10 protein-coding genes and 1 tRNA gene are annotated in these 18,456 nt (G+C 48.6%); 2 read left to right on the forward strand and 9 right to left on the reverse strand.

Features of this window, described 5'->3' with window-relative positions; translation table 11 throughout:
- Positions 1-4 precede the first annotated feature (4 nt).
- The 5 genes from AMF_RS08045 to AMF_RS08065 form a co-directional block, all read right to left on the reverse strand.
- On the reverse strand, positions 5-3,004 hold the full coding sequence (locus AMF_RS08045) for a TrbL/VirB6 family protein (protein ID WP_241759948.1): 3,000 nt from the start codon (positions 3,002-3,004) through the stop codon (positions 5-7).
- Positions 3,005-3,122: 118 nt separating this feature from the next.
- Positions 3,123-5,753 (reverse strand): TrbL/VirB6 family protein, encoded by a 2,631-nt coding sequence (locus AMF_RS08050; RefSeq protein ID WP_037349350.1) that lies wholly within the window; start codon positions 5,751-5,753, stop codon positions 3,123-3,125.
- Entirely contained in the window at positions 5,746-8,154 is a 2,409-nt protein-coding gene (locus AMF_RS08055) for a VirB4 family type IV secretion/conjugal transfer ATPase (protein ID WP_010265017.1), read from the reverse strand. Before AMF_RS08055 ends, AMF_RS08050 begins: the two co-directional genes overlap by 8 nt.
- A gap of 3 nt (positions 8,155-8,157) precedes the next feature.
- Positions 8,158-8,454 carry a type IV secretion system protein VirB3 gene (locus AMF_RS08060; protein ID WP_010265020.1) on the reverse strand — a complete coding sequence of 99 codons (297 nt, stop codon included), beginning with the start codon at positions 8,452-8,454 and terminating at the stop codon, positions 8,158-8,160.
- Between the two features lie 93 nt (positions 8,455-8,547).
- Positions 8,548-9,162, reverse strand: a complete 615-nt coding sequence (locus AMF_RS08065) for a superoxide dismutase (RefSeq protein WP_010265022.1) — start codon at positions 9,160-9,162, stop codon at positions 8,548-8,550.
- A gap of 142 nt (positions 9,163-9,304) precedes the next feature.
- Here AMF_RS08065 and pstA point away from each other — a divergent pair, with 142 nt between their 5' ends.
- A complete protein-coding gene (pstA, locus tag AMF_RS08070) occupies positions 9,305-10,768 on the forward strand; it encodes a phosphate ABC transporter permease PstA (protein ID WP_010265025.1) in 1,464 nt (487 codons plus the stop codon).
- A 138-nt stretch (positions 10,769-10,906) separates the two neighbouring features.
- Here pstA and AMF_RS08075 read toward each other — a convergent pair.
- Together AMF_RS08075 and lipA are read right to left on the reverse strand one after the other, a co-directional pair.
- Positions 10,907-10,981, reverse strand: a tRNA-Arg gene (locus AMF_RS08075).
- Positions 10,982-10,990: 9 nt separating this feature from the next.
- Positions 10,991-11,878: a lipoyl synthase gene (gene lipA, locus AMF_RS08080; RefSeq protein WP_029209728.1), complete on the reverse strand. Its 888-nt coding sequence runs from the start codon at positions 11,876-11,878 to the stop codon at positions 10,991-10,993.
- A 358-nt stretch (positions 11,879-12,236) separates the two neighbouring features.
- Between lipA and AMF_RS08085 the strand changes: the two genes are divergently transcribed.
- The gene (locus AMF_RS08085; protein ID WP_035017987.1) at positions 12,237-12,554 is read left to right on the forward strand and encodes a hypothetical protein; all 318 of its coding nucleotides are present in this window, start codon (positions 12,237-12,239) and stop codon (positions 12,552-12,554) included.
- A gap of 60 nt (positions 12,555-12,614) precedes the next feature.
- On the opposite strand, the gene AMF_RS08090 is transcribed toward AMF_RS08085, so the two are convergent.
- Together AMF_RS08090 and AMF_RS08095 are read right to left on the reverse strand one after the other, a co-directional pair.
- Complete coding sequence (locus tag AMF_RS08090; RefSeq protein WP_225348986.1) at positions 12,615-14,069, reverse strand: hypothetical protein; 1,455 nt, start codon at positions 14,067-14,069, stop codon at positions 12,615-12,617.
- A gap of 274 nt (positions 14,070-14,343) precedes the next feature.
- A complete protein-coding gene (locus AMF_RS08095; RefSeq protein WP_100199350.1) occupies positions 14,344-18,417 on the reverse strand; it encodes a hypothetical protein in 4,074 nt (1,357 codons plus the stop codon).
- Positions 18,418-18,456: the final 39 nt, after the last annotated feature.

Below are 18,456 nucleotides of genomic sequence, written 5' to 3' on the forward strand. Positions count from 1 at the left end.
CCATCTAAAAGCTAGCCGGAGGATCAGCAGGATGGACAACAATAGGCTTGCGCTTGGCAGGTGCACCGGCACCAGTCTGTGCCACTGGGGAAGTAGGCATGAGTCTGGAAGCAAAGCTCTCCTCGCGTCCGGCACCTGCCCCTCTGTAGAAGAGCGCGGACTGATGTTTCTGCTGTTCCGCCATATGTCCAGTCATTTTATCCATTCCAACTACGCTCAACAGAGCCTGCGCTGCGCTTCCACCCACATCGGACAGGTTGGTAAACGCACCGAACATGATACTACACATCTCACCACTGGTGATCACAAAGTCCCTAGTAGCGTGGGCCACGGCCACAAAAATTAGCACGTTAAATAGCGGGCCAGGTATTCCTATGAGGATCGTTTCTCCAGTATTGTATAACTCCCTTACAACATCGCTAACCGGCATGATCGGGACTATTCCCATTGGTAGAAGAAAGCGTAGCACGCACAAAGTGGCGATTTTCAAGTCTAGCGACAAAACGCAAGCTTCGCACACTTGGAAGTTGAGCATCGCATATATTACACTGTTGACTACTTGCACCATCACGGCAACGCAAGAGAAGATCAAAACCGGCTGCATCGCAGTTTGTAACAATACCTTTATCCAAGCATCAAATATCGCCTTGGTACGTTTAAACAGCACGCATATCAAAAAGAACGGCGCTATACACAACAACAGCGCTATCAGCATAATGGATATTAGGTATATCACCACCGCACTGAACATGCATTCCACCAGGAGGAACAGCCCCCAGAAAATTAGCACCACTGTGAGCCACCCCACAGGGCCAGAAAATATGAGTGCTAGCAGCTGAATCCACGTTTGCGAGACCGAAAACCTATATAGTATGCCATCCATAAATCCAAAATCATCGGTGTTTCCAACACCACCAGTCATGACGGCAATCAAACTTTTGGGGCCATCTGTAAACAATTTGAACAGATGATCGTTAAAAAAGGTCCAGCTGTCCGGGCGTATTACGTACACCACGATTATGACTTTTGCAAAGATGATAAACAACTGGAAGATCGACGCCCTGGAGAACCCCAAAAAGAAGTAAAGTGCGCTGACCATCACATATAAAATCAGCAATGCATTCACAAGCCTGTTGAACGGACCATCCGTGCTAATGTGCCTGTACATGCTGGCTACAACGCTTTCCTGCCCACCAGCTTTGTCTTTATTGCCGTACAGCGCGGAACGCACTCTTTCTTCTGTCCACTTCACAATATGAGAAAAAAACTTGGGGGGCGTTTTGGAAATTATGGCTTTAATCTCGAAGTGCCCTATATTATTTGACTCTCCATCACCGTTGTCGCGCACACCATAATACAAATCCCCCGTTGCGCTAGTTTTTTCAATCCGTATTTCGCTTTTATTCATGAAGTCCAGCTGTTTCGATTTGCCGCCGGTATCCTTACCCGGCTCATACTCCGGATAACTCTCGGAAAACGTGTAGTACAGGCTATTTTCCAGGTGAGCGCCGCAATCTTTCTTGACCTTAAGTCTATAGCTGCCCACAAGAATCTTTTCGTTAGGCTTCCCAGTGTTTTGCCCGCCATGTCCGTTTTCAGGGTATTTCAGAGTTAGTACAAACGTGTGAGCTTCACTGTCAGCAATTTTAATAGGCTCGTCAACTGTGTAGTCACGGTCAAGTTCTAGATAGCTTTCAATATCTTTAAACCCCGCTTTGACCGCGTCATCTTTGGTTGGTAGATTACCAATCTGCGATGTGATCGTATCACCGCTTTCGGTCTTTTGTTTTGAATCGGGGGAGGCGAAAATGCTGCTTTCATTACTTTTCTGCGCGCTGTCAGCAGGCTTAAATGTGTAAGGATGCAATGTCTGTGTGCCAAATTTGACAAACGGAAGAACGGTCGCCAGTACGTTGTTACCTTTGTCATAAGACAGCAAATGGTAAGCATGGTAGTCCTTCTTCGGTGGTGAGTTATGCCCACTCTGATTTTCTGTAGTTGTTGTGGAGCTCTGCACAGTCTTAAGTACGCCACAATATTCGTTGGCTGCAAGCTCGTCCATTGCGCGCATATATCTGGTGCGAGCCTGATACACCTTGGTCAAAACCTTGTTTAATTCTTCGTCATTGGTGTTGGCAGCAGTCGCAGTGTTAGCGGCTCCTTGCTTATTGTAATCCACGCACACTCTATAGCAACCCGTCGGCACTTCTTTGCTGCCCGGCCGGTAGCCATACTTACCAAAGGGCAAACATTTAACCTCACATTTTGCGGCTACCGCAGTAGCAGCAGATCCTTGTGATACGTTTGTACCCTTGGCCTCATTCCCTATATCATAATCGCTATAGCACAAATACTTCTGGTCTTCCTTGTTTGTCTCTGGAAAGTCTTTCTTCAGCGATGCTTCATCCGACTTTCCGGGAATTATATGAGGGCGAAAACCCGTAACAAATGGGGATGCCATGGTATTTTTTGGCACTTCGTACCACGCGTTCATAAAGCCGTGCTTATCCACCAACTTGTGACTAAAGTTTATTACGCGCTGCTGCCCTATATCTCTCTTTTTACACTCCTCTCCATCCGCAGCATATATGTCTTCATCCAGGTTCCGGCATATAGCGTCGTCAACCGTAAAACTCCTTATGGGAACGAGCGAAAACCGTATTTTTTCCTTCGGCATAATCTTCACTGGAAATTGCACAGTGAATTTCTTCTCCTTCCCCGGAGTGATATCATCTCCCGGAGACGCCTCCAGATTCAGTTCTGGCAGCTCCGCGTCGTGACAGAAATCCACGTTGTAGTGTTCTATTTCTAGCGTTATGTCCTTATCTTTTACAGGGAAATCCACCTTCACCCATTGCCCCTTCGTGCCGTCACTACGTTGCTTTGGGTTCGTGTATACCACGCTTCTTACGGTGTCATTCATCGCATCTTGCTGAGACATACAGCCGTGGTAGCCACACCCTGACAGAAGCATAAGAAATACTACCGGGATAATCCTCAGCACGACGCAAGCTCTCCACTTTACGACTAGACAAACGTGTTCTTGCAGCGCAGAAGCGTTACAAAACAATCAACAGTAAATAATGAGGCAGATGCCAACATAGCAACCCATATCATAAACATTACGTCCCAGATGATCCTCCAGACACAGCATCTGTACCGGCACCTGCATTACTACTCCTAGGGGAGCTGCCACCCGAGACCTTATCGGATCCACCACCCCCTGCCTGGCCTCCTCCCTTCATGCGATCCATCATCTTGCTTCCTGCATCAGACATCTTGCCCGAAGCATAGTTGCTGATCTTGGAAGCGACACCCATAGCCCCACCGGCAAGCGCTCTAGGATTGAAGCTACCCGAACCGATAACACCAGCCCTCGGATCTCCCGCAAGTTCCCCGGCGATGTAAGATATGGAAGACAAGAAGTGATAGAATAAGAACCCTACAAGTACAAACACCCCAAGCTTGGTCCAAATTGCAGCAGTTGTCTCCTTAAACTCTGGACTTGTAACTGACAGCCCAAGCACCAACGGTTTTGTATGGAAGTTTACTGTGCTAAACATGCATGCCAGATTGCTGTCCATCTTCGGGTCATCGCAGGCTTTAGGGTCTGTAAGCTTAAAGTTCACCCTCTTACTGCTGCCTATCGTTATGTCGTCTTGCTGAAACTTCAACTCCCCAAAGTATATGTTGTCAAAAACAGTAAACATCAGCGACAGGAACGAAAACAATATTACCGGATACAAAGAGTACACCATAAGCTGTCTGGTCCACCCATCAAAGAATCCCTTGGTAACCTGGAAAAGGCACATGGGTATCATGAGGGGGGATATGATTGTAAGAACCGTAAGGGCGATTAATGACAGTAGGAACACATACACACACCATATCACGGTAAATATCAGCATCATCACCGCAAAGAACGCTACAACACATATTATCACCTTGGCGTTTATGAGGATTGCGGGTATCAACAGACCGGCACAAAGGAACACAGTCAGTAAAACGCCGGTCCCTGTCCCCCCATTGAGCTGGCTACCAAGGTAAAACATCATCCTGCAGTCCAACCTATCCCATGGCACCAGGTATCGGAAATTCTGATCGTAAGTCTCTGTCTTGTAGTTGCAAATGTCTTGCCCCCCATTGGCGGCAGCCAGCACAATGTCTGAGAGACCAATCGAAAGTTTTGTCAGGTAGTCATATGACTTGCTCATCGCATCACCCTGGGTAAAGTAGACAACCAAGGCAAATTTTATCGCCGTCATATACAGTTCAGATGCGTTCTGCACCCCACCGAGCATAGCTTTGATCGAGAACAAAATCAGTGCAAGTATCAACGCAGCCATAACAGCGTTCTTGAGCTTCTTCTGTGCCACCTTCAGGAATCCAGGGTTTGGCCCCGAAGCAGATTTGTGCGCACACTTTTGGCCACCACCACTAGTGGGGTCCAGCACATTCTTCAAAGATCCAACTATGCAGTTTACAAGCACAGAGGTAACAGGAAACGGAGACTTCGTGTACACTGAAGCAGTGCCTTGGCATGCCTGGTCCACGTAACAACTGTAGCATTTTTCATTGTTGTATTTGACAACTTTACCAGCCCTTTCTGTGTCTGCTTCACCCATTACTGCCTCTGACTTCTCGCACATAGGAACCGGGGGCGAATTAGGACGCATCTGACAGCCTATCTCCGGCCTGGGAATAAGTGGTAACTTACTTACGCTCACCGCATCCACGCAGAGCTTATCGCCCCGCTCAACAGCGCGAAATTGGGCATCATGTATAGTCTCCTCTTTTCCAGCCCAAAGCACCTTACATTCTACGTGTGCGCCAATGTTGTCACCTCCAGCCCCAGAAATGGCGAGCTTGGTTTTATGCATGCTCTCGTCACCGTATGTGCCCTCACGCGGATAGGCTCCCTTTTTTATTTGTTCAGTATAGCTCTCGCTTTTCGTTTGATTTTTCAGCGCCCTGTACGCACCTGCAAATAGTGTTGCAAGCGGTTTGCGATAGCAGACTTCGATGTAGCGGGAGCTGGAGACCCGATTCTTTGGCCACGCATAGTGATCAACTTTCTTGAACTTCCTATCCTTACACACGGGCTCCAGCGTTTTGGCTACTTCCAAGCTCTTCTGCGGTGCAATGCACGCGAAATAACTGTTCAAATCGGCAAATTCCTTGGAGCATCCATCTGTGCCACCTGACGTGCTGCTGCTTTCCCACTTTGCTTTCACAGACGCATCTGGCGCATGCGGATTCTCGCACTCCTTGTAATTTCCAATTTTGAAACTGTTCGTGTCACCAGTATCAGAGGTGTGTTGCGTCAGCACCGTTGGGGTGCCGCTTTGACCCGTTACTGTTTCTCCTTCCTCGAAGCGCAAAACAGGGTGGCGTACGAAGCTCCAATTACAGACAAAATATGCCGAGGACGCGGCAACAGCTGCGGATATAATCGCCACATTTGAGGCAATTAGCGCGAACCCGGCCTTGGTGGTCCAACCAAGGGGTATCTTTACTAATACTGCGCCGGTTATCATAAGCCCCAGCGACGGACCTATAACTTTAGCACCTACTTCAGCTACCGTGGCCGCAGCACCACAACGGGGGTTAGTGGCCTCGGCGTATCTGTAGCTCACCAAGCGGTCACTCTCTTCCTCCTTCTTAGGCTCATCAGAATATGCGGCATAATGCGGCACAAATGGCAGCCACACAAATAGGACCATCAGTGCTATTGCCCTGACCGCTCTACGCATTTCTAACCTTCTGGCAGAAAATTGGCAGCCACACGTTCGGGTCACGACCAACTTTTTCTATTATCTCGTTCAACATCAGTACTGTCTCCGCCCTCCCTGATAGAACATTTATGGTGTCTTCCAAACCCCTAAGGTCTATCCTCGCGACCACGGCGCTGACACCCTGCTTTACCAGAAAGAACCTACTCCCAGGATCTGTGTATTTTATCAGGGAGTACTCTCTCTCAGTTAACATGAATACATCCCTATATGCACTGGTAGCCTTAAGGTTGGGTAAAAAGATCTGCGTTGCTGTTTGTTGCACTAATGTATCGCTGATCTGACTTTTACTTGCATCTTCAACACTTTGTGTAGCGAATATCACAAAGGTGTTGAGCTTTCTTAGTACTTTCAGCCAGTCTTTTATTCTGGGCGCAAACACGGGGTTATCAATCAGCGCCCACGCTTCATCCAAGATTATTATCGAGGGCGTACCGTCGAGCGATATGCTAATCTTGTGGAATAAATACAACAAAGTAGGGGCGAGGGCCGCCGGATCCTTGAGCAAATTTCCCATCTCAAACCCAAAGACCCTGGACTTAGTAAAATCTAGTAGGTCCTCTTCATTATCAAAAAGTGCCGCATGTGAACCTTCGGAATGCCACATCATCATGCGCCCAGCTAGGGTATCTGCACCCCCTATACCCAAAAAAGGCACAAGATTGCGCAACATCCTGTCTTCCTTCCTGAGCTTAAAATTGCCTTCTATGGCATCATTTATGCGCAGTATGTCATCTGGAGTTAGGTCGCTCGAGAGCGTGGTCGCCAGCACTTTCATCCATTCCATGAGAAACGTTCTGTTCTCGGTCGTATCGTCTAAGTGTAGCGGATTCAACCCGGTATTGCCCCTGGGCTCTACAACTGAATAGATGCCATTTAGGGCTCTGATGAAGATTTCCGCACCGTGGTCTTTATCGAAAAAGAAAATCCTGGGAGAGAATTTCATTGCCTGAACACACAGAAAGTTCATCAGCACTGTTTTACCACCCCCAGTTGGGCCTATTATTGCCGTATGGCCAACGTCACGTATGTGGAAACTGAAGAAGAACGGAGTACCAGATGTGGTGTCAAAAACCGTGACCGCCTCCCCCCAGTGGTTATCAAACTTTTTGCCGATGGGGTAGTTGTGCTGGGACGCGAAACCAGCCATATTCAGCGTACTAATCACCGCTTTCCGCACAACATATGAAAAGTTGCCCGGAAGTTGAGCCCAAAATGCGGGCTCCAGATTTACTTTCTCTCTGACAGGATATACCCCACAGTTAGAGAGCTCAGCCTCCACAAGAGATAGTGCGTTTTCCAGGTTTTTCGGGTTTTTTTCGATACACAAAACCGTCAGGTGATGGAGCCCAAACGCGATCTTACCGCTTGTCGCATCATCCAGCGCCTTGGAGATCTCGTAGATCTGCGAAACCGCCTTGTCGGCAGATTGAATCATGCGATTTTGCTGAATCTGCATCTTGGTTATTGCGGCTTGTCTGTTCGTAAACTTAAAAGACTGCGTGATAATAAACTCGTATGGCAGTTGCAAAAACGCATCTAACATTCCGGCAGAAGTGGTTTGGCCGTATTCTTTTAAGCTTATCAGCCCCGCATATTTTGACTCATCATGCCCAACAACTTGCACCACTTTGTGGCCAAAATACAATCTGTGCATGGGCAAGTGCCGGGAAATATCTCCGAGGTGCATAGCAACATTGTGCACCGTGCCGCAATTTACAATTTGGAGCAAAAACTCCATAATCTCCGAAAAGTCCCCCGAGGGCGTTTGCCTGATACCAAGCTCCCTGGGCGCATAGTTACGGAGGCTGGTCACCACCCGGTTTGTCGCCTCTTCTAAGTCCTCATAGATGGCACGCATGTCATTCTTCCAGGCTTCGCTGGTCACCTTCTTGCTGAACTTTTTCATTAAGTTCACAAACAGCTCGGTGCTTTTCTTACCCCCATCCCTGACGACCGTTATGTATAGCTCGTTTGCAAATGACGGCTTCGTCATGTGTTTTTCGCGCCACTGGACATTCACAGCATCAGCAAAGGCGTTAGATAGCTTGCCTCTTGCAAAACCATGAGAGAACGCGTCTTTCCTGCGTCTTATGATGTGAAAGTATAGACCAAACGAAGATGAGGACATGCTACGGAGCGTCTGGTTTCTGATAGAGTTTTGTATAGATAAATCCTCATCATCCGCGGTTTCAAACGCGTAGCCAGACAGCTTGATAACCTTCAGCATGCAACCATCTTTGGTTATAAGGGTTGTGCTATTCCAGTGTTCCAAGTAAGGCAGAAAATGGGCCTCGTGGCATTCCCTCTCAACAACCCCCCTCTTCTTAGTAGTTGCTGCAGTTCTCCCGAGTCTCAACATCCGCTACATCACATCGTAAGAATTGGCATTGTGATAGAAACGATTAAGACACTTGCTGCACTTTTGCATTTTGATGACAAACAGATCCATGAACAACGGGTCTTTCGCAGATGCAGCGAAGCCTATGGCGTGCATGCCCGGGGCCAGAACGAGCAACACTCTAAAGTCGTTGCTGTACATGAAAAGCATGATAGAGATCATGAAATTCAGTATCGCAAATGTATAGCTTACACCGAAAAGCATAGTGGGCCTTGTGAGCCCTTTAAACAGCTGATCCGTCTTTACGCTACCGGACGACATTACCCCACCGAAAACAGGCACACGTGACTTTTCACAGACTCTAGCAACAAAAAATTATAAAATGATTAACTAGTATAAGAAGCCCTGTTCCTGTCACACACCCGCGGTTTCAAGCCTCTGTAATGCGAAATCCCAGTTTATCAAGTGTTCAAGAAATACATCAACATACTTCTTGCGAACGTTTAGATAGTCAAGGTAGTAAGCATGCTCCCAAACATCCATGGTAAGCAGAGGGTAATACCCAGAAGTCAACAGAGGAGAATCTGCATTTGGAGTGCTTACAACCTGCAGTTTGTTAGAACCCCTATCATAAAGCAGCCATGCCCATCCACTGCCGAAATGCCCGGTGCCGCTGGCAGCAAAAGCATCAGCAAACTCCTGCACACCGCCAAAACTCTCCTTAAGCATTTTCGCCAGTTTTGCCGGAGGGTTCCCTCCCCCATCTTTCTTCATAGACCTCCAGTAAAAGTCATGATTCCAAATCTGAGCTGCATTGTTAAAAATCCCCCTAGTAGCGCTGGAGCCGTGGGTTTTAACAATAATACCTTCTAAGTCACTATTGTTCATCCCATCAAACTCCGTGCCTGCTACCAGCTTGTTAAGCACATCAACGTAAGTTTTATGGTGCCCGTTATAGTGACGGTCTAGCAATTTGTCTGAAATGTAAGGCTCCAGACTGCTGTACGGAAGGCTAGGTAATTCAAACATAACTACGATCGCAAAACAAACCCTAAATGTATACCAACTGCGCAGCGGATTCAACACCTAAGCTCAAAAAATCACAATAATACAATAAACAGTGCATACAGTATGCCGCACCCGCTTATAGCTATGGCGCGCAACACCAAAAATGCATGCCACCCAAGTGCGGCGCAAGGCCATTGGGGGTGGACGCAAGCGTATAGCGTACTATATGCGGATAGCGGTGGTGGGCCGGCGCATTTGCTTGTACATACATAAAATCCTTTGTAATGGTGTTGCAAAGCATGTAGCATTGGCACGCCTCCTGTTGGGTTGGCTTCTCGGTAGGGGTAGTTCGCCTACGCTTAGTTTCGGCGCTGTATTTATGAACAAAGATCTCACAAAACTACTAAAACACCACCGCACTAGTGTAAGAGTGTTCATCAGAAGCAAAAAAGATAGGCTGCTCTCCGTGCTGTCCTTAGGTGCCCTTGGTATATCAGTGGGAATGCTAGTCTTGGTATTGTGCAGCATAGTAAACAACGGGTACAAGGCGCTGACAACCACAAAAATTTTGCTGTCTTTTGACCAAATTGAGCATATAGATCCGGGCGACAGCGGGTTTAGAGATGTGTGCATACAGCACATTCAGGGCGCGCTGGAAAAAATAGTTCAAAATTCTGTGGACCTCAGTAACCCTGAAACCAGAAGAATCGCGCACAGCATAATCAGCGAGACCGCCCATTATAACTTTGCACATCTAATTGAGAAGGGAACCTCATTGAGTAATGCTAGCGTGTGGTTCAACGCTTCGAGCGATTTTGTATCCAGCACACCCGGCAGCAATGAGGTGTATGATGCGATAATGCGGAAACTTGTTGCTGAAAACAGGATAAAAAGGTTTTTTAATTCTGCACTATTTACCAATTCTCACTCTAAGGTCCCAGAAAGCGCGGGCATCACGGGTGCGCTCATAGGCTCCCTGCTGACCATCATCGTGTGCCTGGCTTTGGCAATACCGGTGGGTGTAATGAGCGGGATATGCATGCAGGAACTCCTGAAAAGGGGAAAGCTGGCCTCGATGATTGAGGTTAGCATAAATAACCTGTCGTCAGTCCCCTCAATTATTTTCGGAGTTCTCGGTCTTATCGTCTACCTAAACATCTTTGGGGTTCCTAGATCCTCCGCTCTAGCCGGGGGCATGACTTTATCAATCATGATACTACCCAACTTGATTATAAGCACCCGGCAGGCTTTTGCAGCGGTACCAGAATCTGTAAAACAGGCTGCTTTTGCCTTGGGAGCGTCAGAGATGCAGGTCATAATGCATCATTCGCTTCCAATTGCCCTACCTACCGTAGTACAAGGAGTCATGGTAAGCGTCGCGCGAATGATTGGTGAGTCTTCCCCATTGATCATGATAGGCATGGTCGCATTTGTGGTTGATCTACCCAGAACATTTCTAGATCCTGCCAGTGTTTTACCTGTACAAATATACATCTGGGCAAACAACTCTAACATTGAGTTTACTAAGATATCCGCAATTGCAATACTGGCGTTGCTTGTCATACTATTGATCTTGAACATGATAGCCGATCTCATCAGAAAGCGATTTGATCACTTTTCGTTCTAGTGGTCCTCTGTACAATCCGCAAAACCGCTGCTCCGTGCACACCGCCGGCTGAGTTCATGTGCATTGCAAAAGCCATGCTGCCCCCGTAACAGCTATAGCACCAATAACTACAAATCTGGACGGATGTGCGGTACGGCACGCACTCGGCAGGACTCGAACCTGCGACCTCTACCTCCGGAGGGTAGCGCTCTATCCTGACTGAGCTACGAATGCACAATAACCCTATTCGTTCACTTTAGCGCGTGCGAACCTAAGCTCCTTAAGCTTTCGAAAGTCATCCTCAGCGTGGTAGGAAGACCGCGCAAGCGGACTTGCAGCAACCATGGAAAACCCCTTTGCATACGCCATGAGTTTATACTGCTCAAATTCCGAAGGGGGGACATAGCGATGTACTTCAATGTTGTTCTTTGTAGGCTGCAAATACTGCCCCATCACTATAAAGTCCACCCCAGCACACCTTAGGTCATCCATAACTTGGTACACTTCTTCCTTAGACTCCCCCAGCCCTAGCATAAACCCAGACTTGGTAAATACCCCAGGGCTTTTGTCCTTTACCTCCTTAAGCAGATTGAGCGAATTAAAATACTTCGCCCTGGGCCTGACTCTAGAATACAACCTGGGTACGGTTTCCAAGTTGTGGTTATAAACATCTGGGCGCGCAGAGGCGATAATATCAATCGCGCACGGCTTACCTAGAAAGTCCGGAGTGAGAATCTCCACCGTTACAGAGCTATCACGCTTTCTTATCTCCCGAACGCACTTAGCGAAGTGGCTCGCCCCCCCATCTGGAAGGTCGTCCCTATCCACAGAAGTTATTACCACGTGTTTTAGGCCAAGCTTACTGATCGCAGCGCCGACCCTCTCAGGCTCATCAGGATCGAGAGCGTTCGGCACACCAACCTTCACGTTACAGAATGCGCACGCCCTTGTACACACGGAACCCATTATCATGATGGTAGCGTGGCGTTTGTTCCAACACTCACCTATATTAGGACACGCAGCTTCCTCGCAGACTGTATTGAGCTCGTAGCGACGCACGAGTTCGGTAACCTCATCAAAGACCGCACCGCCCGGCATCCGCACCCTCAACCAATCGGGCTTGTTTTCCATACTGACCAGCAACAAACTACCGAGTAGCGTAGTAAAAACTGCAACGCTTGTCAACCAACCAGCCCCGCAGTCGCGCGACTAGCGAAATGTGCATTTACATAATTGCATATCTGGCCATCACGCTTACAACACCAGTATGTGTGGCGGAAGTTACCCCACTTAATTAGTAGGCTTTCAAGGCGCAACTACATTATTTAAAGCGACTTTTTCTTGACACAACCCCCCGCGTGGCAGGCTACGGGCGATTTTTAACCAAATGGTGTGTGCTATGAGTGTGACAACCAAAAGCTGTGAGAGATCTCCGCGCAGCGGCCGTAAATGCGGCCATGGCTGCGGCTATTCCTGGTAAGGTTGCTACTTGTCAGTCAAACCAAAAACTTCTGCCATCGATGCTGAGACCGAAGCTCAAGCTGCTCTGGACGCTATGGGCGAATTCGTAGAGATGCAAACTCTAGAAGAGCTCGTGAAGGAGTTCGGTGTGACCGTTGAAGCAACATTGCTTCAATATTTCACTATAAAACGGTGCTTCATCAACAGCGCTCAACAGCGTGGGAATTACTGGTTGTTGCCTGCAAGCACAAGGCGCCGAGCGTTAGCCAGCTCTAAGGCAAGGGGCGGGGCGAGAATTCTTTTGCCGGGGCTTTTTGGGGGTGTACATAACACCGCACTCAGCTAAATGACTGTGTCTCGTGGCAAATAAACTAGGCACTGGTTTGGTAACCCGCGCATGATTACGTCATCTCTGGATTTGCGGCCCGGTCTCAATGACCCTTTGCACTGTGACATCCTCCAGTAGTATACTGCCCTTTAGGAGCGACTGCCCCGCATCCTGGGCGAATTCAAACGCGCACCTAACATTATACTCGGCGTAAGGATGCCCTCCCCGCATCCCTTCTTGGGCACCACGCATATCTAAGCCGGTGCAGTAGGCGGCATGCTCTGTAGCCACACCACGTTGCCATTCGTACCCCCCTCTATCGCGTACAAAGCTATCCACGGCACTGGCCGCCTTGAATATGGCTGCGTTAACTGCGTTGCGGTTAACATCGGCATTCCACGCGTTGGCCCTGGCCATTGAGGCATCAACGGTCCCCGCCAAGGCATCACGCGCGGTCATAACGAGCCTCATGGCAACATTTTGAATCATCAAGCCAATAAATGTGGCGAGCCTGGCGATTATTCCTCCTTCGGGTACCCCGTGTACTCCATGCATATGTCCATGCATATGTCCATGCATGTGCCCGTGAGTGCTAAGACCGTGGTTAGCGTTGATGAAAAGCCTGCCCATGGTCGAGACATCAAGCTCCCTAGTCCCCGCCGTCCCCATTAACCCCGCGAGAAGGCCGTCAGTAGCGTGCCGATCCGCAGCAAACGCATGATACACACCATGCTGCATGGTCAACTCTGCAGCGATGTGACCAATTTCCCTTTTGATTCCATCGTGCACGATGCTATCAACATCGAAAAGGCGCTCTAACCTCCTGTGCATGGTGGCATAGTTCTCTGAAGCGCTGATCGAAGGCGCATATCTCTGAAGATCTAACGACGCCCCAGCGAGAGTGTGCGCAACCAGCATCATGAAAAACATGTGGTGGTCCGCACCCTGCCGCCTCTCCATGGTCTGCAATTGCATCTTAAGCTGGGTCAAAAGCATGAGCCTCTCTTGCAGCAGCTGCCGCATTTTAGGATCTAGTGCTTTCTCTAGGGCATCTCTGAGCTCCATTATTTGCTGTTCAAGCAGGTACCTAAAGCTTGATACCCTCCTGTCCACAAGCCTCCTCAGAAAGGCCATTAGCGCCTCTGTGAGCACTCTCCTTCTGCGCTTCTCCCGCAAAGTATAAGGCCGTTGTCCATGCTCTGTTGTATCTGGAGAAAGAAACCTTCTGTAAAAGTCCTCCACAAACGCCAGCAACACCTTTAGGAACGACCGATTAACTTCAAAACCTTCATCACCGGGAAGGGCGATATTGGCAAGTTGTGGGCTACTCTCCGCTACTTCAGCTTCATGGTCCTGTGATGTCTCCGCTTCCTTGGGCCGCTGCGCATTTTGCGCAAATTCTTTGAATTGTTTCGCAAGTTCCTGTACATACTCCTCCGCACTTAGGTCTTCCAACCTAATTTTTCCCCACGCCCTGAGACTGCCGTCATCCCCCTCATTGAGCTTGTCAGTGACGTACGTGTCATCAAGCATAAAACCTCTCAGGTAATTGATATTGACTTGCGAAGGCGGGATTGTAACCCCATGCAGTAAAAAATCACTGTATCCGCTCTCCGTTCCCTCAACTGTGGGCGCGCACACGAAGACGCGTGTGCCATAATTGCCACATAACAGCACAGCAATATTGTAAAAAGCGTACATTGCCGCAGTCGCACGCGCTTAGTCTACCTAATCCGACGCTATACTGCAATTTACATTCAGTATATGCACCTATTGCCGCCGGGTTTACGCCGTAATGGGCGTCATACTATAAACAGCGCGGCGCAGCACGTGGCACACTAACAACTTCAGTGCACTGTAGTGAGGCACTGATCACACTAGAGTCACGTGTGCCGACGTTTTTTTCATGACCTGAATACCGCTGCGCGTGTTCGCTATAACGGCACACAGCACCCGACATCTCTTCGTGCCGCATAAAGTTTTCCAGGCTACCATGCATCCTATTGGCAGCCCTTGCACTTCTAAGCATCGCCCTGATCTGGTGTACTTGCAAAATGGTACAAACCAAATCCCCAAGGCCGTTCAGCGCGGATTTTACTTCATCGAGCGCATAACTTCTGTGAAAAAATGATTCTAGGTAAATATGGTGATCCATCGTGCGGAAAATCTCCGATACTTCCGAAGCTTCGGATAGAAGCACTGCTTGGAAGAATGCCTCTGAGGCTACTATGATATCCCAGAAAAAAACACTACTCCAAAAGAAGGACAAAAACTGCTCAGCGTAGTACGTCCCGGCAAAGAAGTCATACGCGGATTTGATGCCCAACGGCCGCATGGCACTTTCAGCAAATCTTGAGTAGTGGTCAAACAATGACTGCAAACCTCCGATGCCTAATAGCGGCGCCATTTGGTAAACCATGAGCGATGCTAACATGTATTTTAACTCGCGACAATGCGCCGCAAAGTCAGCAAGTCCGCGCCCAAGTTCAGAGAAGTAAGACCTGGCACCCAGGCTCAACCCCACGAAACTTGACATATTCTCTGCCGCAAATGAGGGAGTTTCCAACAAAAGAAAATCTGTACATATTATGTTGCGGAACCTGCGGTAGCTCACAGTATTGCGCCGTCCAGCCACGCTACGGTCTGCCACACTAAGTATGCAGCAGACATCCCTAATGTATGAAGAAAAATTGATTTGAAGATCACACAGAACCAAATCTCGGCTGACATTTCCGCGCTCCAAGAGTGCTTTTTTCCAAGCTCGCAAAGTAATCACACAATCCATAAGGGCAATTATGCAACTCTTCTCGATCTTTGTGTCCGAAATTATAGTTTCGTGCCGCTCCACGATACCGGTAAGATCGTACGCATCCATGGCGGAAAGCGCCCAGCGTAAAGCCGCTATTTTTTCGTTGAGCTCCTGTAGAGTAATTGACTCTCCATGGTCACGCGCCGTATTAATAACGTCCAATGCATCTCTATGGCTTCTGATTGCTTGCACAACAGCAGGAGCGCCACGGTTGCGATGTATCAGCCGCAATGTCTGTAAATTCGCTGCGGTAATTTTGTCATACACCTCCCTCCTCGCGGCATAAGAATTGAGTATGTTTGCAACACTTGAACCTTCCCTAACAACGATGCTTAGCTCCTCTTGGTAATTGTTGAGCAAAAAGAAAAACTCTTTTCGCAGTTGCAAATAGCTCCTATCAAAAACCGTACTCTGGGGCAAATCTAGGGCCTCGCGAAACCTACGGAGCATAAGTCTAACGTCAGGTTTGCATCCGTACAGTTCCTCCCCAACAGTGGCTGATAGCAACCTAAATGCGTCTGGCAGATCCCGGCATTCGGTCAATACAGTCTCCGACAGCATTTGTAGACCAATGACCTGCCGAACTTCCGTACCATCGCACCCACGCACCTGTTCTGGCGCGTTGTTATCGGGTATATCAAAAGCGTTTGTACGCTCCACGTTCCCGTGCAATAATTTTTCTACCAACAGCCAGAAAGCATCCTTCAGCCCGTACAGATTTAAATTCTCGCAAGCGCTAATAATAGCCACAAGCAGGAAATTACACGCATCATGAAGTTTTCCAAAAATGAACCTGGTCACAGTGGAGAGCAGCCCACACAGCAGGATGAAATCTAATACTCTGATGATCAGCCCCGCAATGTTGACAACAAGAAACACGAACCGCTCCACTACGGTGTCTATCCCTACTATGGCCACGGTGATATCAAATACTGATCTGAACACGTCTAGCGCCCCCCTGACCAAAACCCCGGGGATGATTCCAAAATGGTCAAGTATTTGCCCGACTACCGCAATTATTGAGCACAGAATCATCAAAAGGCCCAGCACTAGATACCACACCCACCTGCACTTCCTTATGGGGAATGTGGCCCGCTCCAAAAAGCCTGGGATGTTATGCTCAATCCTGAATAACCTCCCCAACATTTCCGCTTCGTAGTCACTTTCCACAAACCTGTATTCAAAATCTTCAATGTGCAATCCACGGCATATGGTCCGGGAAAATTCTGTGAATGGCACCATCATATTTTTGGCATAAAACTTGCTTTTAATGCCTTTACCTACGTAACCCGAGGAGGTTCTGTAGTTTGCTGGGTTTACCCATGGCAACCAAAACGAGTGGAATGGCAGCCAGCATGATACCTTATAGGCATACTGCGCAAAACTCAGACCCCTGCTGTAATTGACGCCTTTGATCTGCCCACGCCCACAATCTTTGGCAATCTCGCGCAAAAGCGCCAGTGCCGCGTCGTTGGTGCATCCATCGCTAAAAATTGTTTCAAGAAGCTTGCCGCATTCCCCATGAACGTCGGCATATTCAAACTCGCACAAAAAGTCACACAACCTGTGAGACTTTAAATGCCGGAAAAGTAATTCGTTTCTGAGGCAAATGTTTACTTCCCACGAGCCACTATCCGAACGCGAAAAAAGCCGCGATACAACATCGGGGTCAAGCAACGGCTCTAACCCAGGTGCGCTGCCAGCAACGGGCCTGTAGTTTTGAAGCATGTGCTCCGACGAAGCATGTCCTCCGCTAATGAGCGCGCAGCTCGTCTCGCTAAACATCGACACCCAGCGATTTATATGCTCTGATATCTCCGAGACTTCTTTGCGTGTAAACCTCACAATTGCATCCCTATAAATGGTATGCCCAACGGAGAAAAAGTCGTGGATGGCTAGAAGCCGGCCAATATCACCAGTAATGTGCCCGCAGGTCTCCTTTAAGAAAAACAGCAAATCCTCTTCAGTCCAAGATCCTTCATTTGCCTGCAGACAGGTTATCATCGCTCCAACAATCGCATCCATGCCCCTAAAATATTGCTGGGCTTGCAATACCCCCAGTGAGTTCAACCTCTGAAAAAAGGAGGGGTTTTCCAATAGAAATTGCACCTGCTTCAAACTCAGAATCGCCTTTCGGATCTCTACAGTAGCGTGTCCGCTTGCATTTTGAGCGGACGCACAGCGTGACCAGGCGCAATCGAAATTTTCCTGCAGCGCGCGGGCAAGGCACCTTTCCTGGCGCAAAAAAAGCCGATGCTCAACGTGGGATTTGACTAGGCTATCACCAATGATTTCTTGCACGATGATGAAAAAATCTTCGCAGGCAATCTTTATGGCTCTGTCATCCCCAACCGGGGCTCTGATTACACAAGTTGCTGACGCCAAAAACCTCCTCAGACATTCCTCAGCGGAGTCGTTGTTTGGTGTCGCCTCGCCGCAATCGAGCCGTCGTAATCTCATAAGTGCAGCTTCAAACAACAGGCTGTCCATCCCTTCCTGGGCGCCTTTTTTGAGCCTCAAGACATAACACCACTCCTCGTCAGAAAAGGAAAAATGTTCCCGGAGTAGCGCGGGGTTCGGAAAGCAAAGCCGGCTGCGCGAGCCCATAGACAGCACGTCGGGCAGCCTACCTGGGTATGTACCCCTGATGTAGTTGATGCACTGTTGGAACTTGCCTCCACCAGCGCGCATATCATGTATATAGCGGTCATGTATATGCGAATATAGGTTTGCCCCATATTCTTGGAAGATGTCAGTCGCTTCCAGCAGTAAGTACGTTACCAGTCTGGTGTGATACTCGTCACCACCTGCTGCCGCCCTAACTGGATTGTGTATAGCTTGCCTGAACTTTATAACGTCTGAACGCTTGAACCTTACAGAACACTCCTCTGGCGTTCTCGTGTAAACTTCCCCCGGCAGGGTGGCAAGAAGGGCACAAAGTCTGCTGTCAGGTTTGCAGTCAACCTTAAAGTGAAAAGCACCATCACGCACCGGAGGGCCGGTAGCAACTCTCGCCACAGCCTTTGATAGAAATCCTATGGTACTTCTTCTCCTCGGCTTTCCTATCAGCACTGACAACTATCCCCAACGATTAGCAAAGCAAGCAAGGTT

It is taken from the genome of Anaplasma marginale str. Florida, assembly GCF_000020305.1.
In the GTDB taxonomy this organism is placed as follows: domain Bacteria; phylum Pseudomonadota; class Alphaproteobacteria; order Rickettsiales; family Anaplasmataceae; genus Anaplasma; species Anaplasma marginale.